This window comes from Nocardia sp. NPDC019395, assembly GCF_040632335.1.
Taxonomy (GTDB): Bacteria; Actinomycetota; Actinomycetes; order Mycobacteriales; family Mycobacteriaceae; genus Nocardia.
In genome coordinates this window covers 273,268-295,294 of sequence record NZ_JBEYBT010000006.1, presented here as the reverse complement: position 1 = coordinate 295,294, position 22,027 = coordinate 273,268, and the positions used below count along the sequence as shown (strand labels likewise).

Below are 22,027 nucleotides of genomic sequence, written 5' to 3'. Positions count from 1 at the left end.
CGGGGCCCGTCTCGTTCTGGAGCGACCAGAGGAAGGGAGCGCAGCGACCGACCGGCGGGAGTGAAGAACGAGACCAAGGGGGCCCCGAACCCGCGACGCCGCAGGCGGCGCAAAAAAACAGAGTCAGGATGCGACCAACGCGTCCAACGCCGACAGGAACAACCCCAGCCCGTCATCACTCGGCCCGGTCAGCGGCTCGGTCGCATGCTCCGGATGCGGCATGAGCCCCACAACGCGTTTGTTCGCCGAAGCGATGCCGGCGATCGAACGCTGCGACCCGTTCGGGTTGTCGCCCGCGTAGCGGAACACCACCCGGCCCTCGCCCTCGAGCTCGTCGAGAACCGACGCAGGTGCCTGATAACGGCCCTCCCCCGATTTCAGTGGGACGAGGATCTGCGCGCCCGGTTCGTAGCGGGAGGTCCATGCCGTATCCGTGGCCTCGACCCGCAGCCACTGGTCACGGCAGACGAAATGCAGGCCCGCGTTGCGGGTGAGCGCCCCGGGCAGCAGCCCGGCCTCGCACAGCACCTGGAAACCGTTGCAGATGCCGAGGACCGGCATACCTTTTCCGGCCGCCTCGATCACCGTGCCCATCACGGGGGCGAATCGGGCGATCGCTCCGCAGCGCAGATAGTCACCGTAGGAGAAGCCGCCGGGGACCACGACCGCGTCGACACCTTTGAGATCGGCGTCGGCGTGCCAGAGGTTCACCGCCTCGGCGCCCGCCAGCCGCACCGCGCGGGCCGCGTCCACGTCGTCGAGGGTGCCCGGGAAGGTGATGACCCCGATACGGGCGGTCACGAGACGCGCACCACCTTCCAGTCCTCGATCACGGTGTTGGCCAGCAGCGATTCCGCGATCGCCGCGAGCTGGTCGTCGCTCATATCGTCGCCGACCTCGAGCTCGAACCGCTTGCCCTGCCGGACATCGGTGACGCCTTCGAATCCCAGGCGCGGTAGGGCGCCGGCTATGGCCTGCCCCTGCGGATCCAGGATCTCGGCCTTCGGCATCACCTCGACCACGACACGTGCCACGGGTTGCTCCTCACGAAAAGGGGTGAGCTGCGTCCGGCGCTGCTATGGGCCGGAGCGCTGATGGGGTTACCTGAGCAGCCTAATTGCCGGGGGAACCGGCGGTCGCGGCGGGTGAGGTGAACAAGGTCGCCGGTACTAGCCTGGGGATCATGCATGTAGCCCATTTCGGTCACTCCTGCGTACTCGTCGAACTGCACGGCAAGAAGGTTCTCTTCGACCCCGGCGCCTTCTCGCACGGTTTCGAAGGGCTCACCGGTTTGGACGCGATCGCCGTCACCCATCAGCACGCCGACCATATCGACGCGAACCGGATCGAGGCGCTCGTCGAGGCCAACCCCGGAGCCCGCTTGCTGTCCGATCCGCAGACCGCCGGATTACAGGGCGGCCCGTGGGAGGCGGTCCACGCGGGCAATGTCATCGAGCTCGGCGATTTGCGGATCACCGGCGGCGGCGGGCGGCATGCCGTGATCCACCCCGACCTCCCGGTCGTGGACAACACCGTTTTCCAGCTCGGCAGCGGCGAGAACCCGACCCAGTTCGTGCATCCGGGTGATTCGCTCTGGGTTCCCTCCACGCCGGTGGATGTGCTGGCCCTACCCGCCGCGGCACCGTGGATGAAGATCAGCGAAGCGGTCGACTATCTGCGTTCGGTCGCCCCTCGGCTGGCGTTCCCCATTCATTACGGAATCCTCGCCGAGCCGGCCTGGGGTGTCTACTTCAGCCGGTTCGACGAAATGCGCAAGGAAGAAACCGAATTCCAGATTCTGCGCCCGGAGAACGACACCGACTTCTGACGTACACAACGCTCGATGGCCGGCAGGCCACCTGTTCGGGGTGGGGCCCGCCCGGTTCTGGAGCGACCAGAGCGAAGGAGCGCAGCGACTGAGCGCCGGGAGTGAAGAACCGGGTTAATAGGGCCCCACCCTCGAGACGCGGAGCGTCTCCAAAATTACAGCCCGCCCCTTCACGGACTGTCCACACCCGCATAACAAGCACCCCTCACGGACTATCCACACCCGCATCACAAGCACCCCTCACCGACTGTCCACACCCGCACCAGAAGCACCCTTCACGGATGTCCACACCCGCATCAGAAGCACCCTTCACGGACTGCCGACACCGGCATCACAAACAGCACCCCATCCCCTGACCGACCACCACTTCCAGACCTGCCCCCGCCGCCCCCGCTATCGCCGATCGGGAGCGGCGGAGCCTCAGGCCGCCCGGACCGCCCTGAGCGGTTCCCAGCGGTACGCCTCCCCGCGCGCCCCGTGATAGAGCGCCAGATCGACCGCGTCCAGCATCGCCTGCCGCGGCCCCGGCCGGCCGAGCTGAGCGGCCGAGACCGCCAGCCGCAGCACTCCTCCCCGGCGCGCGGTCCGGGCGGCGCCCAATACCAGCGCCCGGCACCACCACGGCTCGGCGCGGAACCCCTCGCCGATACCGTAGACCCGCGCCTTCTGCACCGTATTGCGTTCCAGGTCGTGAATGCTGGTCAGCCCCAGCGATAACCGGAACCCGAGTTCGGGCAGCGCCGCCAGGGCACCCGCCGAGGCGTCCCAGCGCGGGGCCGCGAACAGCCGGGTGCGCAGTCCCACCTGTTCCATCGCCCGGTCGGCGGCGGTGAGACGCAGCAGCGCCTCGTGTTTGGGCAGGGTCGCGAACTCGGCCCGGCGGCGTTTGGTGGCGGCCTGGTCGTAGCCGTGCAACACGATGGCGTCGCCGCGTTCGCGGCGGCCGCGCAGCCAGGTCTGCGTGGTGGGGTCGTCGGTCAGCCGGTATTTACCCTTCAGCCGGGGCGCCACCAGCAGCGACAGCCGAACGCCGCGCTGATCCATCTCTTCGGCGAATCCGATCGCCGCGTCCCGGGTGGTCTCCCGGACCCCGGATACCGATACGAGCAGCTCAGCGTTCATGTACCAACGGTGGCAGACGCAGGTGACCGCCATATGCAGCCGCGATGACCTGCGCGTGCAGGGCCGGTGACCACCCCGTGCAGCGGGCGTGACCGGTGGGCGAACATCCGGACACGATCCGGTCGCCGCCCGGCAGACCTGCCGGCCATCGAACGGAGGCCGTTCGCATCCGGCGTGGGTGATGGCCTAGTTGTCCCCGGCGCCGACGGTATCCAGCACCCAGGCGTACTCGAATGCGACTTCCCGCCACTTCTCGTACCGGCCGCTCACCCCGCCGTGGCCGGCGCTCATCTCGGTTTTCAGCAGCAGCGGCGCGTCACCGGTTTTGGTGGCGCGCAGTTTCGCGACCCATTTGGCGGGTTCCACATACAGCACCCGGGTGTCGTTGATGCTGGTGATCGCGAGAATGGCCGGGTAGTCCTGGGCCGTCACGTTCTCGTAGGGCGAATACGATTTCATATATTCGTAGACATCTTTGTCCGCCAACGGGTTTCCCCACTCGTCCCATTCGATCACCGTCAACGGCAGCGACGGGTCGAGGATGGAGGTCAGCGGGTCGACGAACGGGACATTGGCCAGCACCCCGGCGAACAGTTCGGGCGCCGCATTGGCCACCGCGCCCATGAGCAGCCCACCCGCGCTGCCGCCGTCGGCGATCATCCGGTCCGCGGCGGTGGTCCCGTTGTCGATGAGATGCCGTGCGCAGGAAACGAAATCGGTGAAGGTGTTCTTCTTGGTGAGGGTTTTGCCGTTCTCGTACCACAGCCGGCCCATTTCGCCGCCGCCGCGCACATGGGCGATGGCGAAGACCAGTCCCCGATCGAGCAGCGACAACCGGGACACCGAGAACCCGGGGTCCATACTGGCCTCGTAGGAGCCGTACCCGTAGAGCAGCAACGGTTTCGGTCCGGTGGAGAGGTCGGTATCGCGCCGGGCGACGATCGAGATCGGGATCCGGGTGCCGTCGTCTGCCACGGCCCAATCCCGGTGCTGTACATAGTCGTCGGCGTTGTAACCGCCGAGTACGGGTTGTTCCTTGCGCAGCAGCAGTTCGCCGGTCTCGACCACGTAGTCGAAGACCTGAGTCGGGGTGATGAACGAGGTCAGCCCGAGTCGCAGTGTGGGCTGGTCCCATTCCGGGCAGGACCCGAGTCCGGCGCTGTAGAGCTCCAGATCGAATTCGAGTTCCTTCAGCTCCCCGTACCCGTCCGGGCCGAGCGGCCAGATCGCCACCCGGGGCAGCGCCTCACGGCGGTAGCTGAGCACCAGCTGGCCGGCGAAGGCGTCGATGTCTTCGAGCCGCACGTCGTCGCGGTGGCCGATCAGGGTGCGCAGCCGGGCCGGATCGTCGGCCGGGGCCTCGGCCAGGACGAAATTCTCCGCCTTCACCCCGTCGACCACATCGTTGTGCAGGACGAGGAACCGGTCTTCCCCGGCCACGACCGCGTGTTCGGCCGCGTACTCGACGCCTTCCCGGCGGGGCAGCAATACCCGGAACTCACCGGTCGGATCATCCGATTCCAGCACCCACCCTTCGGTGGTGATCTTGGACCCGACCCAGATCATCAAATATTTTTCCGACCTGGTGGCCCCGACACTCACCCAGTACCGCTCGTCCGGTTCGTGGAAGACCTTGACATCGGTTTCGGTCGCGGCGCCCAGGCGATGCCGCCACACGGTATCGGGCCGCCAGGATTCGTCGACCGTCTGATAGAAGACATGGCTGCCGTCCAGCGACCAGGTCGCACCGGGGGCTGTCCGCGCGATCTCGTCACCGAGCAGTTCACCGGTACGCAGATCCTTGAAGCGCAGGGTATAGCGCTCGTCACCGGCCGTATCCACCGAGAAGGCCAGCAGGTTCCCGTCGTGGCTCAACGAGAACGCGCCGAGGGCGAAGAAATCGTGCCCCTCGGCCAGTTCGTTGCTGTCCAGCAGCACCTGCTCACCGGGGATCTCGGTAGCCGCCTCGAGCTGCGGGGGCGTCCACGCGTCGACCCCCGCGGCGGCGGTATCGATCGGGCAGCGGCACTGGACGCCGTACTGCTTACCCTCGTAGCTGCGCGAGTAATACCAGTACTCACCGAGCCGCGTGGGCACCGACAGATCGGTCTCCTGGGTGCGGGATTTGATCTCGTCGAAGATCTTCTCGCGCAACGGGGCAAGGTGCGCGGTCTGCGCCTCGGTGTAGGCGTTCTCGGCCTCCAGATAGGCGATGACCTCCGGGTTGTCCTTGTCCCGCAGCCACTCGTATTCGTCGACGAAACGATCCCCGTGGTGCACGCGCTCCTGCAGCACCGTTTTCGCTGTCGGCGCTGTCACCGCCGTCTCGGTCACCGGACCACCACCACTGTCAGCCATGGCCACCACCGTAGCGGCCCCGCCCGGCCCCCGGCGACGCTACCGAGGCTCAGGCGCGCAACCGGCTCCTTATGCCCCGATCGCGGGGCCCACGGTCGGCCAGGAGGCTTTGAGCTGATCGTTCCAATACGACCAGGAATGGGTCCCGACCGGCTCGTAATCCACCCGGATCGGCAAGCCCGCCGCCCGCGCACGCCGTTCGAAGGCGATCACGCAGGTGTCGACCGCGAATTCGATCGGCCCGCCGAGCACGATGTTCTCCGGCAGCTGCGGCTTCAGTTCGAGCTCGTGCGGGCCCGGCAACCCGGTCCCGGTGGACAGGTACAGGGTTTTACCCCGCAACCGGTCGAGCATGAGCGCCGGATCGTGCGCCGCCCATTCGGGGCTGCCCCCGGGGCCCCACATATTGTCGGGATTACCACCCCGGGTGACGATCGAGAACTGCGTCGCACCGGTCGCCATACCGGTATCCGGGCAGGCGCTATAGCCGGCGACCGCCGTGTACAACTCCGGATGCCGGGCAGCGAGAATGTAGGCGGCGTGCCCGCCCATCGAGAGTCCTCCGATGGCGTTCACGCCGTTACTGTCGAATTCGGAGTCGATAACGGGCGGCAGCTCCTGGGTCAGGAAGGTCTCCCACTGGTTGCGGCCCAGGACCGGATCGTCGCGGCGCCAGTCGGTGAAATAGCTCGCCTTCCCACCGACCGGCATCACGACATTGACGTTCTTTCCCAGGAAGAACGCTTCGGCGTCGGTGGCGTTGGTCCACGTGCTCTGACCGACCCCCGGATCCAGCCCGTCCAGCAGGTAGTAGCTGGGCCGGGAACCACCGCCCGGCGGATGCAGGACCTGCACCTGCACGATCTGATTCATCGCGGGCGAGGCGATGAACACCGCGGACCGGGTCGGGCTGAGCGCGTCGATTCGGACGACCTCCGCCGCGGCCGCCGGTGCGGGTCGGAGAACAGTGAGTCCGGCGACCAAGCCGACCACTCCCAGCATGAGTACAGCTAACCGATACAACCGCACGCTCACACCTCCATATCCCCACCCAGATCTCGGCGTAGGCCAACTCGCACCATCATGCCCCGGCTGCGGTGCCGAAATTCAGCATTCGAGCAGCAAATGCATCGAACGTTATCGAGACACGATCTTACGTGTCCCCGGCGATCCGGCCCGTGAAACGCTCCGCGCGTGGGAATCCCACCTACCGGGCGCCCCGCTCCAGCGCACCTCGGATGGACCCGGCGAGGTAATCCAGATCGGCCCGCGCCGGGGTCCGCGGCCGGGCCCGCAACCCGAATCCGTCGCCGGGCGTCCGCGGAATCACGTGGAGATGAACATGAAACACCTCCTGGCCTGCGGTAACACCATCTGCCAGGAAAAAGTTCACACCGTCGCAGGCCACTTCGCTGGCCCGCAACGCCGCCGCCAGCCGCTGCCCGACCTGAAACAGCTTCCCACCGATCACCGGATCCAATTCGGCAAGATCCCGGGCCGGAATCTTCGGAACCACCAGCAGATGCCCCGGAGTCACGGGACGGATATCCATGAACGCCAGCACATCCTCGTCCTCGTACACCGGGCTGGCCGGCGCACGCCCCGCGATGATGTCGGCAAAAATCGTATACGGATCCATGAACCCACTATGTGAGCTGATCAGACCACCCGGGCACGCGGGGTGACTGCCCCGCATCCCACATTCGGACACGGTGGGCCACGAACCCCGGCCCTCCTACCAGCAGCCCGAACTCAAAGAATGGGCGCAGGTACGTAACGCGCCGCTTCCGGATACGCAGCCGTCAATTTGCCCACCTGCGCCACCACTTCGGCCACCTGAGCATCCGCCGCCCCGATGAACGCCGACTTCTCGGCCAGCGCCGCTTCCAGGGCGGCCAGGTCCAGCGGCAACCGTTCGTCCGCTGCCAACCGGTCCAGCAGGTCAGGTTCACGGCCCTGCTCGCGCATCGCCAGTGCCACCGCCACCGCGTGTTCCTTGATCACCTCATGGGCCGCCTCCCGGCCCACCCCCGCCCGCACTGCCGCCATGAGAATGCGGGTGGTCGCCAGGAACGGCAGGTAGCGGTCCAGTTCGCGGGCGATCACCGCCGGGTAGGCGCCGAATTCGGCGAGCACGGTCAGGAAAGTCTCGGTCATACCGTCGAGCGCGAAGAACGCGTCCGGTAGCGCGACCCGCCGCACCACCGAGCAGAACACATCGCCTTCGTTCCACTGCGCGCCCGCGAGTTCCGCCGCCATCGACCCGTATCCGCGCAACACCACCTGTAGCCCGTTGACCCGTTCACAGGACCGGGTGTTCATCTTGTGCGGCATGGCCGAACTGCCTACCTGCCCCGGCTGGAATCCCTCGGTGACCAGTTCGTGTCCGGCCATCAGCCGGATGGTGTGCGCCAGCGAGGACTGCGCGGCGCCGATCTGCACCAGCGCGGAGAGTACATCGTGGTCCAGCGAGCGCGGATAGATCTGCCCGACACTGGTCAGCACACTGGTGAAGCCCAGGTGGCGGGCCACCTGCTGTTCCAGGGCGGAGAGTTTCGCGGCGTCGCCACCGAGCAGGTCCAGCATGTCCTGCGCGGTACCCATCGGACCCTTGATCCCGCGCAACGGATAGCGCTCGATCAGTTCCCGCAGCCGGGTCAGGGCGATGAGCAGTTCGTCGGCGGCCGAGGCGAAACGTTTACCCAGGGTGGTCGCCTGTGCGGCGACGTTGTGCGAGCGGCCGGCCATCACCAGCGTCTGGTATTCGGCGGCTCGTTCCGCGAGCCGGGCCGCCACCGCGACACCGTGCGCGTGGATATGTTCCAGCGACAGGCGGATCTGGAGCTGTTCCACGTTCTCGGTGAGGTCCCGGCTGGTCATCCCCTTGTGCACGTGTTCGTGACCGGCGAGGGCGTTGAATTCTTCGATCCGGGCCTTCACATCGTGGCGGGTCACCCGTTCGCGTTCCGCGATCGATGCCAGGTCCACCTGTTCGACGACCCGCGCATAGTCCTCTACGACCCCCGGCGGGACGTCGACGCCCAGTTCGGACTGGGCGCGCAGCACCTCGAGCCACAGCCGCCGCTCGAGCACGATCTTGTGCTCGGGGGACCACAGATGAACCAGCTGCGGGCTGGCGTAGCGGGTGGCGAGGACGTTGGGGATCAGGTCGGAGGTCACGTCCGGTCAGTCTAATGACCGGTACCGGTCCATCGGCTGGTGCGTCGCGGGAGCGACGATATCGATGACCTCCAGCAGGGCTCCGCGGGCCAGACGCCGGGGTTGCGGATCGGATTCGCTCAGCGCGGCGACCACCGCGCCGTCGACCACCGCGACCAGCCTGCGAAGTTGTTCGGGCCGCACGATCCGATCGGATCGGCGCAGCACATCGGCAAGCAGCTCGTCGAGCTGCCCGCGTAGTCGTAGCTGGACCTCGCGTAATTCCGGGTGCCGCGCGGAGGCGACGGTGCGCTCGTAGCGGGCGATCAACCGGCCGCGCGCGCCTTCGTCCGCACCGTCGGTGCCGATAAGCAGATCGAGCACCAGTTCAACGGTTGCTTCCGCGCCGCGCCGCCGATGGGTGACCTCCCCGATCCGCCGCCGCATCGCCTCGAGTTCGGCGTTACCGCTGAATTCGACCGCCCGCGCGATCAGATCCTCGAGAGATTCGAAGTAATAGGTCGTGGAGGCCAGCGGGAGTTCGGCGCGAGTAGCGACCGAACGATGCCGCACCGCGTCGAAACCACCTTCGAGCAGTAATTCGGCGGCAGCGGCCACCAGCGCCTGGCGACGCCGTTCACCTTTCGGAGTCGTCGCGGTTATCACCGTGCCATCTTGCCAGTCGTCATCAGTACATCCGTGCGAAATGAGGGAAAGGGCAAACAACCATCGATGTTTCTACCGCATCCTCGCAGCGATGGTGTCGTACTGTGCAAAGTTGTTGCCCGGCAGCGTAATCGTGTCAAGCCTGCTTGTGCAGATAACCCCCCAGCCGAGTTAGCGCGGCTTCGATATCCGCGGTGGCGCCCGCGAAGGAGAGGCGGATGGTCCGGTGCCCGTTCACCGTGTCGAAATCCAGGCCCGGCGCGACCGCCACCCCGGTCTGCGCCAGCACATCCGCGCACCACGCCATCGAATCGTCGGTGAGATGCCCGATATCGGCGTAGGCGTAGAAGGCACCGTCGGCGGGAGCGAGGTCGGTGATCCCGAGATCGGCGAGGCCGTCCAGCAGTATCCGGCGGTTGATCGCGTAGCGCCGCACGTGACTGTCGAGTTCGGTCCGGGAATCGGCGTCGAACGCGTGCAGCGCCGCGTACTGGGAGATCGCGGGTGGGCAGACGGTCATATTGGACGCCAGCCGCTGTAATGCCGGCCGGAGCGCCGCCGGTGCCAGCATCCAGCCCAGCCGCCAGCCTGTCATCGAGAAATATTTCGACACCGACCCGATCACCACCGCCGAACGAGTGGTCTCCCACGCCGAGGCGGTGCGCTCTCCGCCGTAGGTGATGCCGTGGTAGATCTCGTCGGAGATCAGCAGCGTGCCGTGCGCATCGCACCACCGGGCCACGGCGGCGAGTTCGGCGGGTTCGATCATGGTGCCGGTGGGGTTGGCCGGGCTGGCCACGATCAGCCCGTGCGGCGGTTCGGGCAGGCTGTCGAGCATGGCGACGGTGGGCTGGAACCGGGTTTCGGCGCGACAGTCCAGTTCGACCACCCGGCAGCCCAGCGCCGTCAGCGTGTTGCGGTAGGCGGGGTAACCCGGGCGCGCGACCACGACGGTGTCACCGGGGTCGAAGGCCGCCAGGAATATCAGGGTGAACGCACCCGACGAGCCGGTGGTCACCACGACATCGTCCGGGCCCGCCGGATATCCGTAGGTGCGCCGGTGATGTTCCGCGATCACCTCACGCAGCGCGAGTATGCCGAAAGTCTCGGTGTAACCGAATAATTCGGCATCGATCGCGGCCTTGGTGGCGCGCAACACCGGAGCCGGCGCCGGAGTCGACGGCTGACCGGCGGCCAGGCTGAGCACATCGCCGTGTGTTCGGGCGCGTTCGGCGGCGGCTTTCCAGACATCCATCACGTAGAAAGGTGGAATGGTCGAGCGCCGAGATTCTGTGGACACCCGACCGACGGTAGAGCACCACTTCGGCCGGTTCGACGGCTATGGTCTGCACTGATGCTCGACAAGGCCAGCCGGCCGGCCACCGGCCCGCCACCCTCCGAGCCCGGATCCACCGCTTCCGGTAGCGGTCCCGGGTCCTTGCGCCGTCGCTGGAACCGGGCGTTACGCCCGATATCGACGGCAATCCGCGGTCGTGGGCGAGCCCCGGCAGAGCCGATCGCAACGCGAGAACGGCAGGTCACTCATTCCCCCTCGGCCATATCGCGCGAGATGTCCGAGCCCGTCGGCCTGAGGACAACGACTCCCGAGCCGGACACTCGGGACCGGTACATCGACTCGGATGAGCACCGTCCGGGTGAACCGACCGTGCCGCAAATGGGATCCGGCTCGGCCCCGGCCGAAATCTCATCACCCGAGAACGCCGGCGATCCGGAAGAGGCTCCCGCCGACCCGCGGATACTTTTCCGGCGCGCGGCGGCCAGCGGCGGTGGCCCGGTTATCGCCCCAGGCTGGCGGGAACGCGGCGCACGAGCCCGGGCGGCCCGTCCTACTCCCCGGCAACGGCTGGCCGCCGCACACCGGTGGACGAGCCGGCAACTCGGCGAACTGCGCGACCACAGCCCGACCCGGGCCGAACTCGCCGAACTCATCGCCCGCCGACCATCCGCCCGGGACATCGCCGATACCGCCCGCCGGCACCGACTCCTCCTCGGCGGACTGGCACTCACCCTGTTGCTGGCCACCGGCGACGCGACCGCGGGCATCCTGGTCACCGAACAACCCCCTGCCCCGGGCATCGCACACCGTGTCGCGGTGGCCTACCCGCTGCAGATGTCCACGCCGGTACCCTCGGTCCGCCGCTATCTCGATGCCATCGAGAACGGCGAGCAACTCCGCGAACAGGCCGTGGTCGCCGCGGCCGCCCGCACGACCCTGGAGCGCGCAAAAGCGGAGGCGGCGGCCGTGACGGCGGGACAAGCGCAGCCCTGGATCAACAGCCTGCCCGCCCCCGAAGGCGGAGTCATCCCGCCCGGCGCCATACCACCCGGCCTCGGCGGATACGTTCTTCCGGCCCCCGGCACTTTCACTTCAGGTTTCGGCGGCCGATGGGGCACATTCCACGCCGGTATCGATATCGCCGGGCCGATCGGGTCGCCGATCTACGCTGTCGCCGCCGGTACGGTTATCGACGCCGGCCCTGCCTCGGGTTTCGGCCTGTGGGTCCGGATCCGGCACGACGACGGCACCATCTCGGTCTACGGCCATATGTACGACTTCTTCGTCTCCGTCGGCGAGCGGGTGCCCGCCGGTATGCAGATCGCCCGGATGGGCAACCGCGGCGACTCCACGGGACCGCATCTGCATTTCGAGATCATCATGGACGGCCGTCACGTCGACCCCCAGCGCTGGCTGGCCCTGCACGGACTCTCCTACGGCTGACCTCGCCGCCGCATCGGGCAAATATCCGGTAGCCGGATCTCGTGACCGCGCGGGTAACGGCTCAGTGTGATCGATCCCGCAGAAATACCTGTTCCAGCGATTTCTCTCAGCAGAATAGAACTGTACGTTTGCTGCCAGTTCACCTTTTGTTCATGTTTCGCAACCATTCTGTGATTCGCCAGACAACGGACCGCAAGTCCGTGATGTCGCCCGGAATCGCATTCATCGGAATGTTCCGCCGCGACGGCGAAGCCCACGCCACCGCCTCAGGAACGGCGTGGGGCGCACCGCGTCACTGGCCGCGGACAACTGAATCTCCAGATTCCACAATCCATGCCACAAAAGAAACAGCGCAACGACGCCGCCCGCGACAGTGATCACAGGCGGCGTGGTGATCCCGCGCTGCCGGAGCCCCTCATGCGTTTACGAAAACTGTTGCCCGTAGCCGTTGCCGCCGCCGCCCTCGCGGTCCCCGCACAGGCATACGCCGACGCCCCGATCGCCGGAGTGCCCGCGGAGATGCAGGACCCCGCACAGCAACTGCAACAGCAGGCCCGCCAGTGGCAGCAGCAACTGCCGCAACCGCAGCAGGAGCAGTTGCAGCAGTTCATCCAGCCGCTGCCCCAGCCGCTGCCGCAATTCCTGCCGCCGGCCTACGCTGACAACTTGGACGGCTGGATCCACAACGCCCTGCAGATCCTCGGACAGCGCGGCATCCCGGCCAGCTACGAAGGCATCCACCGCAACGCCATGCGGGAATCCGGCGGTAATCCGCGCGCGATCAACACCTGGGACTCCAACGCCGCGGCCGGTATCCCCTCGAAGGGGCTCATGCAGGTCATCGACCCCACCTTCACCCGCTACCACGTGGACGGCACATCGTGGGATATCTACGATCCGGTGGCCAATATCGCCGCGGCCTGCAACTATGCTGCCGCCCGCTACGGCTCCATCGACAACGTCTTCGGCGCGTACTGACCGCCGGGCGGTATCCGGGTGCGCTGCGCGACGCCTCGCACCCGGATACCGCTCAGAGCTCTATCCGCCCCTCGACCGCGGCCAGACCGATATCGGTTCGGTAGTGGCCACCGGTCAGTTTGATTCCGGCCAGCCTGTCGTAGGCGGCCCCCCGGGCCGCGGCCAGATCCGCACCGGTACCGACGACACTGAGCACCCGGCCACCCGCGGATACCAGCGCGTTGTCCTCGCGCAATGCCGTCCCGGCATGAAGGACGGTCGAGGCGTCGTCGGTGGCCCCGTCACTCGCGCCGGTGATCACATCACCGGTCCGCGGCCGTCCCGGATAATTCTCGGCGGCCAGCACCACCGTGACCGCCGCCCCACTGCGCCAGCGCAGCGCGGGAACATCGGCCAAGCTACCGGTCGCGGTGGCGTACAACAGTTCACCGAGCGGGCTCTCCAGCAGTGACAGCACCGCCTGGGTCTCCGGATCGCCGAACCGGCAGTTGAACTCCACCACCGCCGGTCCGGCCGCGCCGATCGCCAGCCCGGCGTACAGCAGACCGCTGAACGGGTTCCCGCGCCGCACCAGTTCGGCCGCCACCGGGGTCACGACCTCGTCGACGATCTGCCGCACCATGTCTTCGGGCAGCCACGGCAACGGCGTATAAGCGCCCATACCGCCGGTATTCGACCCGGTGTCCCCGTCCCCCACCCGCTTATGGTCCTGGGCCGGCAGCAGCGGAACCACGGTTTCCCCGTCGACCAGGCAGAACAGTGATACCTCCGGTCCGTCCAGGAAGGATTCCAACAGCACCGGATGCCCCTGTTCGAGCAGTTCGGCGGCATGGTCGCGGGCGGCCAGCCGGTCGGCGGTGACCACCACGCCCTTACCCGCGGCCAGCCCGTCGTCCTTCACCACCCAGGTCGGGCCGAACCGGTCCAGCGCCGCGTCCAGTTCGGCGGGACTGTCCACCACCTCACTGTGCGCTGTGCGGACCTCGGCCGCGGCCATCACATCCTTGGCGAACGCTTTCGAACCCTCGATCCGGGCCGCCGCGGCCGACGGACCGAAACACGCGATCCCCGCCGCGCGCACCGCGTCCGCCACCCCCAGGACCAACGGCACCTCGGGTCCGATGACCACCAGATCGGCGGCCGCCTCCCGCGCCAGCGCGACCACCGCCTCGGCGGACCCGGCATCCACCGGCCGCACCTGGGCGTGCTGCGCGATACCGGCGTTCCCCGGTGCCGCGACGACGGCACTCACCGCCGGGTCACGGCGCAGCGCAAGGACGAGGGCGTGTTCACGGGCTCCGGAACCGATGACGAGTACTCGCACCCGGACAGCTTATAGGGGCCCGTTCGCCGTCCACCGGGCCAGGCTCACCCCGGCCCGCCCGGTACCAGCGGGTTCACACCGACCGCGGCCGAACGCCGCCAACTTGTGGATGATGGTGGTGAAACACCCGCAGCGGGTGGAGAACTCGCGCACCGATGGCCACCGCTGCGCGCACGGGAGGATGGACGTCATGGGTCTGATGGACGGAATCATGGGCAATGCCGGGCAGATCGAACCGGCCCGCGCCCAACAGGAATACCAGCGGCTGCTCGGCAACGGAGAACAGATCTATTCGGCCTACATCCTGGTCCGCGACGCCATGCTGTTCACCAACCGCCGCCTCATTCTCGTCGACAAACAGGGACTGTCCGGCCGCAAGGTGAGCTACCACAGCATCCCGTACCGTGCCATCACCCATTTCGCGGTCGAAACCGCCGGCACCTTCGACCTGGACGCGGAACTGGTGCTGTGGATCTCCGGCAGCGACACCCCCCTCCAGAAAAAGTTCAACCGCCAGGTCGACATCTACGAAGTCCAGGGCATCCTCTCCCACTTCGTATCCGCATAACCGCCCAATATGCTCACCCCATGGCTTCTGTTTTCAGTGCGATCATCGCCGGGGACCTCCCGGGCCGGTTCGTCTGGGAAGACGACGAATTCGTCGGCTTCCTCACCATCGCGCCCGTAACCCCCGGCCACACCCTCGTGGTGCCCCGCAAAGAAATCGACCAGTGGCAGGACATCGAGCCCGAGACCTTCGCCCGTCTCAACGGCGTGGCGCAGAAGATCGGGCAGGCCGTGAAGTCGGCCTGGGACGCCCCCCGCGCCGGGCTGTTGATCGCCGGGCTCGAGGTCCCGCACCTCCACGTACATGTCTTCCCCGCCTTCACCATGGGCAACTTCGATATCTCCGGCGCCGACCCGAACCCGGCCCCCGAATCGATGGACGACGCCCAGACCAGGATCAAACAGGCACTGCGCGATCTCGGTTACGGCGCGAACGTCCCCGCCTGACTCACCGGCTCTCGCCCGGCGGCGGTTCGGCGGCCGCCGGCCGAGACCGCGGCAGCCGGACGGTGAAAGTGGTGCCTCTACCCAGTTCGCTTCGCACCGCCACCGTGCCGCCGTGCGCCGCGACCAGCGCCTGCACAATCGATAGACCCAGTCCGGACCCGCCGCTGCCGCGGCTACGTGAATCATCGGCACGATAGAACCGTTCGAACACCCGCTCGGCCTGTTCGGGTGACATACCCGGGCCGGTATCGGTGACCTCGAGCAGCACATCGTCCGGGCCGGGCGTGAGCCCGACCGTTACCGCGGCCTCCGGCGGGGTGTGCGCGAGCGCGTTGTTCAGCAGATTCGCCAGCACCTGCCGTAGCCGGGCCGCGTCCCCCGGGACCTCGGCGGTGCCGGTGCCGGGCCGCACCTGCAGATCGATCGATCGCCGCGGGTTGCCGCCGCCCTCTGCCGCGGCCATGGCGCGGGCACTGTGCACAGCATCGCTGGCCAGCGACAGCAGATCGACCGGCGCGTACTCCACCGGCCGTTCGGCGTCCAGCCGGGCGAGCATCAACAGGTCCTCGACCAGCAGACCCATCCGTTTCGACTCCCGTTCGATGCGGTCGAGCAGCATATCGGTATCACCGGTGGCGCCCTGCCGGTACAGCTCCGCGAAACCCTTGATCGACGTCAGCGGGGTACGCAGTTCATGGCTCGCGTCCGCGACGAACCGGCGCATCTTCTCTTCCGACCGCCGGGCAGCCTCCTCCGAGGCCTCGGTGGCCGCGAAACCGCGCTGGATCTGCGCGAGCATGGTGTTCAGCGACCGGGCCAGCCGATCCACCTCGGTGTTCGTCGGGCGCATCGGCACCCGGCGATGCAGATCCCCGGCCGCGATATCGGCGGCGGTCTCCTCGACCTGCTCCAGCCGGCGCAGACTGCGCCGGATCACGAAATACGCGGCCACCGCGAGCGCCAGCAGCACCACCGCGCCGATCACAAGTTGCAGCAGCACCAACCGCTCGACGATCGCTTGTGTCTCGTCCAGTCGCAGGGCGACCAGGCTGGTGCCCTCCGAGTTCTCGGTGTAGCGGACCCGCCACTCACCGGAATCACCCCCGGTCGACCCGGTGGTGAACGTGCCGGGCCGGAGATCATCGGGCAGATCGGGTGCGCCGTTGCGATCGTCCTGCAGGTACATCCTGCCGTTGGCGTCCTGCACCTGTGTGTAGAACCGCACCGGCGGGCGTTCCCGCCCCGGCTCCCCCGGCAGCGGCACCGGCGGCCGAGGACCGCCGGGCCGGGCCCAGGTGTGCGCCGCCTCGTCGAGTTGCTGATCCACCCGATCGATAAGCGCGGTACGCAGGGCAGAGGTCACCGCCACCCCGGAGGCCAGCAACCCCGCGGCGGCCAGCGCGACCAGCGCCAGCACCAGCGTCACCCGCAGCGGAATCGCCGCGACCCGGCCGGTCAGCCCCGCGGGCAGCTCCTCCTCGACCGGCGCGACATCGGTACTCACGACCGGCCCGCGCGCGATTCACGCATGACGTACCCGACCCCGCGCAAGGTATGGATCAACCGCTCCGGTCCGGTATCGACCTTCTTACGCAGGTAGGAGACGTAAGTTTCCACAACCCCGACCTCACCGCCGAAGTCGTAGCGCCACACATGGTCCAGGATCCGCGGTTTGCTGAGCACGGTTCCCGCGTTCACCATGAAGTACCGCAGCAGGGTGAATTCGGTCGGCGACAGCGATACGGGCTCACCGGCCTTGAAAACCTCATGGGTGTCATCGTCCAACTCGATATCGGCGAATCGGATCCGCGACCGCTCCCGCTCGGGCGCGGCACCACCCGCACGCCGCAGGATCACCCGCAACCGGGCCACCACCTCTTCCAAGCTGAACGGTTTGGTGACGTAGTCGTCGGCTCCCAAGGTCAGACCGGTGACTTTGTCCTGCACATCGTCACGGGCGGTCAGGAACAGCACGGGGGCGTCGATCCCGTCGGCCCGCAACCGGCGCAGCAACCCGAACCCGTCCATTCCGGGCATCATCACATCGACGATCAGTGCATCCGGCCGGAACGCCCGAGCCACATCGAGCGCCTGGGCCCCATCGGCCGCGGCAGCGACCTCGAACCCCTGGAACCGCAGGCTCACGGTCAGCAATTCGACGATCATGGCCTCGTCATCGACCACGAGCACCCGGGCCTCGGGCGCTGCATCCGGCGCACCACTCATGACCCCATCCTGAACCAACCCGCTGGTACATACCTGCGTACTCCCTGTGAACACGCTGTGCGGGGTGGCGTGCCGGAAACGCAGCACCGATTACCCGGGATACTCCTGGTCTGCGTCGGCCATCAGGGCTTTGCCGGCGACCTGGCCCTTGGCGAGGGCGTCGAGGAAGGCGCGGGCCCAGCGGTCGACATCGTGGGCCAGGACCTGGCGGCGGAGGGCGCGCATACGGCGGCGGCGGGTTTCGCGGTCGTCGGTGAGCGCCGAGACCACAGCGTCCTTGACGCTGTCCAGGTCGTGCGGGTTGCACAGATAGGACTGGCGTAGTTCGGCGGCAGCGCCGGTGAACTCGCTGAGTACGAGGGTGCCGTTGAGGCCGCTGTGGCAGGCCACGTATTCCTTGGCGACCAGGTTCATACCGTCGCGCAGCGGGGTCACGAGCATGACGTCGGCGGCGACGAAGAAGGCGATGAGTTCCTCGCGGGCGATCGGGCGGTGCAGATAGTGGACCACGGGGTAGCCGACCCGGGCGAATTCCCCGTTGATGCGGCCGACCTGCCGTTCGATATCGCCGCGCATCTGGATATAGCTTTCCACCCGCTCCCGGCTCGGGGTCGCCAGCTGCACCATGACCGTATCGGCGGGATCGACGCGGCCCTCGTCCAGTAGTTCTTCCAGGGCGTTGAGCCTGATATCGATGCCCTTGGTGTAATCGAGCCGGTCCACCCCGAGCAGGATCTTCTTCGGGCTGCCCAGTTCGGCGCGGATCTGGGCGGCCCGCTCCTTCACCGAGCGGCGCCGCGAATGCTCGTCCAACCCGGCGGAGTCGATGGAGATCGGGAAGGCGCCCACCCGGACGGTCCGGAAGCCGACCTGCACCACGCCCATCTTCGAACGCACCCCGACGGTGCCCCTCGATGTGGGCTGGCCGGCCAGCCGCCGGGCCAGGTACAAGAAATTCTGGGCGCCGCCCGGCAGGTGGAAACCGATGAGGTCCGCGCCCAGCAGACCCTCCACGATCTCGGTGCGCCACGGCATCTGCATGAACAGCTCGACCGGCGGGAACGGGATGTGCAGGAAGAAGCCGATGGTGAGGTCGGGGCGCAGCATCCGAAGCATCTTCGGCACCAACTGCAGTTGGTAGTCCTGGACCCAGACCGTCGCACCCTCCGCGGCGACCTTCGCGGTCTCTTCGGCGAAACGCCGGTTCACCTGCACATAGGCCGACCACCAGGCGCGGTGGTAGACCGGCCGGACGATCACATCGTGGTACAGCGGCCACAGTGTGGCGTTGGAGAAGCCTTCGTAATAGTCGGTCACCTCTGCCGCCGACAGCGGCACCGGATGCAGTTCCAGCCCGTCCTCGACGATCGGATCCACGTCGACATCGGGAACGCCGGCCCATCCCACCCAGGCCCCTCGGTTGGCCCGCAGGACAGGTTCCAGCGCGGTGACCAGACCACCCGGACTGCGTTTCCAGCGAGTGCTCCCGTCCGGGAGTTTCTCCAGATCCACGGGTAGCCGGTTGGCCACGACCACGAAACCCGAACCGGCCCCGCGCTCGCGCAGCGGTTCGGCGTCCACCGGTTCGGGAACTGCCTCCGGTGGATCTATCGGACCGGCGACCGGCCCGGAACCGTTACGGTCACCGGGCAGGCCCGTGGATACGCCGGTTTCATCCCGAGGGGTGGAATCGCTGGACGGCTGATCGGTCATCTGGTCCACTCACGCATCCTTTGCGCGGCGCTGTACGCCGTTTATCTCGCTCACGCCATGTAGTTGTGTGGATCCGCGGACGTCGCCGTTGGCGCCGGCGGTGCTTTTACTCGGTGCGACCACCCGGGCCGATACCGAGCATCGACAGAAGCATCCGGCATTCGTCGGCATCAGCGGCGTAGGCGGCCACGACTCGCTGCGCCTGACGAGCGGTCTCGTCGGCGAGGGGCTCCAGTTCGTCGTCGGCGATACCGTTGGCGCTGCTCTTCGTGGCCATCTCAATCCTCCCGGCAGGTGCGCTGGTATGTGAAATGTCAATGGTATCTGCCCCGCCACACGGTTGCTGCGGCCGCGGTAACACAACGGCACCTGTGTGGCTATACCGTGGGCAGCGGAAACGATGAGGAAGGGGCCGTCAGCATGCCGTTGGCCACGGTGAACGGAATATCGCTCAACTATCAGATCAAGGGAGACCGTTCCAAGGGCACAGATGTGAAGGGCGGCGGTCCGCTCGTGGTGCTGATCATGGGGACCGGCAGCCCCGGGCGGGTGTGGCAGCTACATCAGGTCCCCGCGCTGGTATCCGCCGGTTACCGGGTCTGCACCTTCGACAACCGGGGTATCGCACCCTCCTACGAGGCCGCCGACGGGATGACCATCCAGGAGATGGTGGCCGATACGGCCGGCCTGATCGAGTTCCTGGACGAGGGCCCGGCCCTGGTCGCCGGCACCTCGATGGGTGCCCGGGTGGCCCAGGAACTCGCATTGGCCCGTCCCGACCTGGTGCGTAAGGCCGTGTTCCTGGCCGGGCACGGCAGGCTGGACCAGTTCCAGAAGACCCTCTCGCTGGGTGAGCACGAAATCGACGCACAGGGGGTGAAGCTGCCGCCGAAATACGATGCCGCGCTCACCGCGGTGATGAATCTCTCGCCCGCCACGATGGCCGATCCGCACGCGGCACGGGACTGGCTGGACCTGTTCGAGTTCACCGGCGGTCCGGTGACGCCGGGTATCCGCGCCCAGCGCCGGATGGATCACGACTTCGATCGAGTGCAGGCCTACCGCGGTATCCGGGTGCCATGCCTTGCCGTGGGCTTCGCCGACGACCGGATGATCCCGCCGTACCTGTCCCGTGAGGTCGCCGAGGCCATCCCGGGCGCGCGCTACCAGGAAGTTCCGGACGCGGGCCATTACGGCTACCTGGAGCGACCGGATACAGTGAACAAGATCCTCCTGGAGTTCTTCGCCTCCTGAGGGGAGACCCACAGTTAACGCCGGCCTTGCTAGGGTCGACACATCGTTGGGTTCGTGACACGGCAGCCGCGGGGCAGCCCGCGCCGGCCGTGCCGAACCCGGACAGATCCGTACATATACGCGCGAGCACCCCTGTGAGGTGAAATGAGCACCAACCCGTTCGACGACGAGGACGGCCGCTTCTTCGTTCTGGTCAACGACGAAGAACAGCACTCCCTGTGGCCGGCGTTCGCCGAGGTCCCGGCCGGCTGGCGGGTGGTCTTCGGTGAGGACAGCCGCGCCGCCTGCGTGGAGTACGTGGAGCAGAACTGGACCGATATGCGGCCCAAGAGCCTGCGCGACGCCATGGCGGCCGACGAAGCGGCCCGTAAGTAGCTTCGCCCCGCGGTCCGGCCGACGCATCTCCGCCCTGTGCGACACCAGTTCGGGTGCCGCGCGAGAAGGGTTCGAGCTCGACGGCCGGGCTTGCGCTTTTCCGGCCCGGCCGTGGCCACGGCGTCGGGATACCCGGTTCGGCATATGGTGATGGCGAATCCGTTTCGCGAACCCGGTAGCGGCCCCGTATGATCGGCAGCCGAGTGACTCGATTTTCGAGCCACTCCGCCGCCTTGGCGCAACTGGCAGCGCAACGCACTTGTAATGCGTAGGTTGGGGGTTCGAGTCCCCCAGGCGGCTCTTGATTTGGTCCGGCCCACCGACATGTCGGTGGGCCGGACTAGTTTTCGCGCTATGAGACGGTGCCGAGGATGCTCCGCGCTGCTGGTGAAACGCAGCCAGAAGCTGTATTGCGCAACGAGATGTCAGCAAGCCGCGCAGCGTCAGGAGAAGACCCGGCACTGGCTCGCCACGGGCGAGGCCGACGTAGGCAGTTACCAGGGCCACTACATCCGTGACTATCTCGCCCGGGCCCAGGAAGACCGCTGCGCCATATGCATGATCGGCAACGAATGGTGCGGAGCGCCGCTCAGCTTCGTACTCGACCACGTGAACGGGGAGTCGACCGATAATCGGCGTGAGAACCTGCGGCTGATCTGCCCGAACTGTGACTCCCAGCTACCGACCTATAAGAGCCGCAACCGTGGCAACGGACGATACCTGCGTCGCGCACGGTACGCGCGCGGCCAGTCCTACTAGCCGATTCAGATCGGGGTGACGGAGGCGACGAGCCACTGGTCGTCGGATTTGTCCACGGCCACCCGGACCCGGCTACCGGAGGTGTTGCCCTGCGGGCTGTCCTTGCTGGTGGTCACCTGGTTCAGGAACAGCAGCACCACGGCGTGCGCGCGGTCCGCGGAGACCACTCCGCCGGCCTGCGTGGTGGCCTTGACCGTCAGTTCCTTCTCCTTGGCACCGGGCACGATCGCCTGGTCGATGAGCTTGAGATAGTCGGCCTTGAAATCGGGGGCCAGGCTGTCCGCCGCCTTGGGCAGTTCCTTTTCCACCGTCTGGTGGTCGTAGCTGAACATGGCCGATACCGTGCGGCTCGCGGCGTCGACGGCGTCGGTGCGCGACTGTTCGGCTTGGCGGTAGTCCCAGTAGCGGTAGCCGCCGATTCCGGCGACGACAGCGGCCGCGACGACCACCACCGCGGTCAGGCCCAGCAGGATCTTGTTTCGCAATTTCATGCCGGTCCTCTCGGCGGAAC

23 protein-coding genes and 1 tRNA gene are annotated in these 22,027 nt (G+C 67.3%); 9 read left to right on the top strand and 15 right to left on the bottom strand.

From position 1 onward, the window contains the following. Positions 1-123: 123 nt before the first annotated feature. On the bottom strand, positions 124-801 hold the full coding sequence (gene purQ, locus ABZ827_RS18505; RefSeq protein ID WP_357237980.1) for a phosphoribosylformylglycinamidine synthase subunit PurQ: 678 nt from the start codon (positions 799-801) through the stop codon (positions 124-126). After that, a complete protein-coding gene (gene purS, locus ABZ827_RS18500; protein WP_280402369.1) occupies positions 798-1,034 on the bottom strand; it encodes a phosphoribosylformylglycinamidine synthase subunit PurS in 237 nt (78 codons plus the stop codon). Before purS ends, purQ begins: the two co-directional genes overlap by 4 nt. Before the next feature lie 149 nt (positions 1,035-1,183). On the opposite strand from purS, the gene ABZ827_RS18495 reads away from it, so the two are divergent. Then, complete coding sequence (locus tag ABZ827_RS18495) at positions 1,184-1,828, top strand: MBL fold metallo-hydrolase (RefSeq protein WP_357238016.1); 645 nt, start codon at positions 1,184-1,186, stop codon at positions 1,826-1,828. Positions 1,829-2,248: 420 nt separating this feature from the next. On the opposite strand, the gene ABZ827_RS18490 is transcribed toward ABZ827_RS18495, so the two are convergent. The 7 genes from ABZ827_RS18490 to ABZ827_RS18460 all read right to left on the bottom strand — a co-directional run bounded on the left by ABZ827_RS18490 (position 2,249) and on the right by ABZ827_RS18460 (position 10,433). After that, positions 2,249-2,950, bottom strand: a complete 702-nt coding sequence (locus ABZ827_RS18490; protein WP_357237979.1) for a DUF2334 domain-containing protein — start codon at positions 2,948-2,950, stop codon at positions 2,249-2,251. A 186-nt stretch (positions 2,951-3,136) separates the two neighbouring features. After that, a complete protein-coding gene (locus ABZ827_RS18485; protein ID WP_357237978.1) occupies positions 3,137-5,308 on the bottom strand; it encodes a S9 family peptidase in 2,172 nt (723 codons plus the stop codon). 69 nt (positions 5,309-5,377) lie between these two features. Further along, the gene (locus ABZ827_RS18480; protein WP_357238015.1) at positions 5,378-6,310 is read right to left on the bottom strand and encodes an alpha/beta hydrolase family protein; all 933 of its coding nucleotides are present in this window, start codon (positions 6,308-6,310) and stop codon (positions 5,378-5,380) included. Between the two features lie 205 nt (positions 6,311-6,515). After that, positions 6,516-6,947, bottom strand: coding sequence for an HIT domain-containing protein (locus tag ABZ827_RS18475; protein WP_357237977.1), 432 nt, complete (start codon positions 6,945-6,947; stop codon positions 6,516-6,518). 113 nt (positions 6,948-7,060) lie between these two features. Next, positions 7,061-8,488, bottom strand: coding sequence for an adenylosuccinate lyase (purB, locus tag ABZ827_RS18470; RefSeq protein ID WP_357237976.1), 1,428 nt, complete (start codon positions 8,486-8,488; stop codon positions 7,061-7,063). Positions 8,489-8,494: 6 nt separating this feature from the next. Beyond that, positions 8,495-9,133, bottom strand: coding sequence for a TetR family transcriptional regulator (locus ABZ827_RS18465; RefSeq protein ID WP_357237975.1), 639 nt, complete (start codon positions 9,131-9,133; stop codon positions 8,495-8,497). Between the two features lie 136 nt (positions 9,134-9,269). Next, positions 9,270-10,433, bottom strand: a complete 1,164-nt coding sequence (locus tag ABZ827_RS18460) for a pyridoxal phosphate-dependent aminotransferase (protein WP_357237974.1) — start codon at positions 10,431-10,433, stop codon at positions 9,270-9,272. 375 nt (positions 10,434-10,808) lie between these two features. On the opposite strand from ABZ827_RS18460, the gene ABZ827_RS18455 reads away from it, so the two are divergent. Then, positions 10,809-11,873, top strand: a complete 1,065-nt coding sequence (locus tag ABZ827_RS18455) for a M23 family metallopeptidase (protein ID WP_357237973.1) — start codon at positions 10,809-10,811, stop codon at positions 11,871-11,873. A 417-nt stretch (positions 11,874-12,290) separates the two neighbouring features. Further along, complete coding sequence (locus tag ABZ827_RS18450; protein ID WP_357237972.1) at positions 12,291-12,851, top strand: transglycosylase SLT domain-containing protein; 561 nt, start codon at positions 12,291-12,293, stop codon at positions 12,849-12,851. Positions 12,852-12,903: 52 nt separating this feature from the next. Here the strand turns inward: ABZ827_RS18450 and purD are convergent, their stop codons facing one another. Further along, positions 12,904-14,175, bottom strand: coding sequence for a phosphoribosylamine--glycine ligase (gene purD / locus ABZ827_RS18445; protein ID WP_357237971.1), 1,272 nt, complete (start codon positions 14,173-14,175; stop codon positions 12,904-12,906). A gap of 190 nt (positions 14,176-14,365) precedes the next feature. Between purD and ABZ827_RS18440 the strand changes: the two genes are divergently transcribed. Then, complete coding sequence (locus ABZ827_RS18440; protein WP_357238014.1) at positions 14,366-14,743, top strand: PH domain-containing protein; 378 nt, start codon at positions 14,366-14,368, stop codon at positions 14,741-14,743. A 20-nt stretch (positions 14,744-14,763) separates the two neighbouring features. Continuing rightward, on the top strand, positions 14,764-15,189 hold the full coding sequence (locus ABZ827_RS18435; protein WP_357237970.1) for an HIT family protein: 426 nt from the start codon (positions 14,764-14,766) through the stop codon (positions 15,187-15,189). A 1-nt stretch (position 15,190) separates the two neighbouring features. On the opposite strand, the gene ABZ827_RS18430 is transcribed toward ABZ827_RS18435, so the two are convergent. The 4 genes from ABZ827_RS18430 to ABZ827_RS18415 all read right to left on the bottom strand — a co-directional run bounded on the left by ABZ827_RS18430 (position 15,191) and on the right by ABZ827_RS18415 (position 19,405). Next, complete coding sequence (locus ABZ827_RS18430) at positions 15,191-16,693, bottom strand: HAMP domain-containing sensor histidine kinase (RefSeq protein WP_357237969.1); 1,503 nt, start codon at positions 16,691-16,693, stop codon at positions 15,191-15,193. Continuing rightward, positions 16,690-17,415 (bottom strand): response regulator transcription factor, encoded by a 726-nt coding sequence (locus tag ABZ827_RS18425; protein ID WP_357237968.1) that lies wholly within the window; start codon positions 17,413-17,415, stop codon positions 16,690-16,692. The genes ABZ827_RS18430 and ABZ827_RS18425 overlap by 4 nt, the downstream gene beginning before the upstream one ends. Positions 17,416-17,505: 90 nt before the next feature. Beyond that, positions 17,506-19,128, bottom strand: coding sequence for a trehalose-6-phosphate synthase (locus ABZ827_RS18420; RefSeq protein WP_357238013.1), 1,623 nt, complete (start codon positions 19,126-19,128; stop codon positions 17,506-17,508). 106 nt (positions 19,129-19,234) lie between these two features. Further along, the gene (locus ABZ827_RS18415; protein WP_357237967.1) at positions 19,235-19,405 is read right to left on the bottom strand and encodes a hypothetical protein; all 171 of its coding nucleotides are present in this window, start codon (positions 19,403-19,405) and stop codon (positions 19,235-19,237) included. 143 nt (positions 19,406-19,548) lie between these two features. Between ABZ827_RS18415 and ABZ827_RS18410 the strand changes: the two genes are divergently transcribed. From ABZ827_RS18410 to ABZ827_RS18395, 4 genes are all read left to right on the top strand, one after another. After that, on the top strand, positions 19,549-20,382 hold the full coding sequence (locus tag ABZ827_RS18410) for an alpha/beta hydrolase (RefSeq protein WP_357237966.1): 834 nt from the start codon (positions 19,549-19,551) through the stop codon (positions 20,380-20,382). A gap of 144 nt (positions 20,383-20,526) precedes the next feature. Continuing rightward, positions 20,527-20,757 (top strand): MbtH family protein, encoded by a 231-nt coding sequence (locus tag ABZ827_RS18405; RefSeq protein ID WP_030522889.1) that lies wholly within the window; start codon positions 20,527-20,529, stop codon positions 20,755-20,757. 227 nt (positions 20,758-20,984) lie between these two features. Beyond that, positions 20,985-21,057: transfer RNA gene (locus ABZ827_RS18400), tRNA-Thr, on the top strand. Between the two features lie 54 nt (positions 21,058-21,111). Beyond that, positions 21,112-21,516: an HNH endonuclease gene (locus ABZ827_RS18395; protein WP_357237965.1), complete on the top strand. Its 405-nt coding sequence runs from the start codon at positions 21,112-21,114 to the stop codon at positions 21,514-21,516. Between the two features lie 5 nt (positions 21,517-21,521). Here ABZ827_RS18395 and ABZ827_RS18390 read toward each other — a convergent pair whose 3' ends face one another. Continuing rightward, the gene (locus tag ABZ827_RS18390; RefSeq protein ID WP_357237964.1) at positions 21,522-22,007 is read right to left on the bottom strand and encodes a h domain protein; all 486 of its coding nucleotides are present in this window, start codon (positions 22,005-22,007) and stop codon (positions 21,522-21,524) included. Between the last annotated feature and the right edge of the window lie 20 nt (positions 22,008-22,027).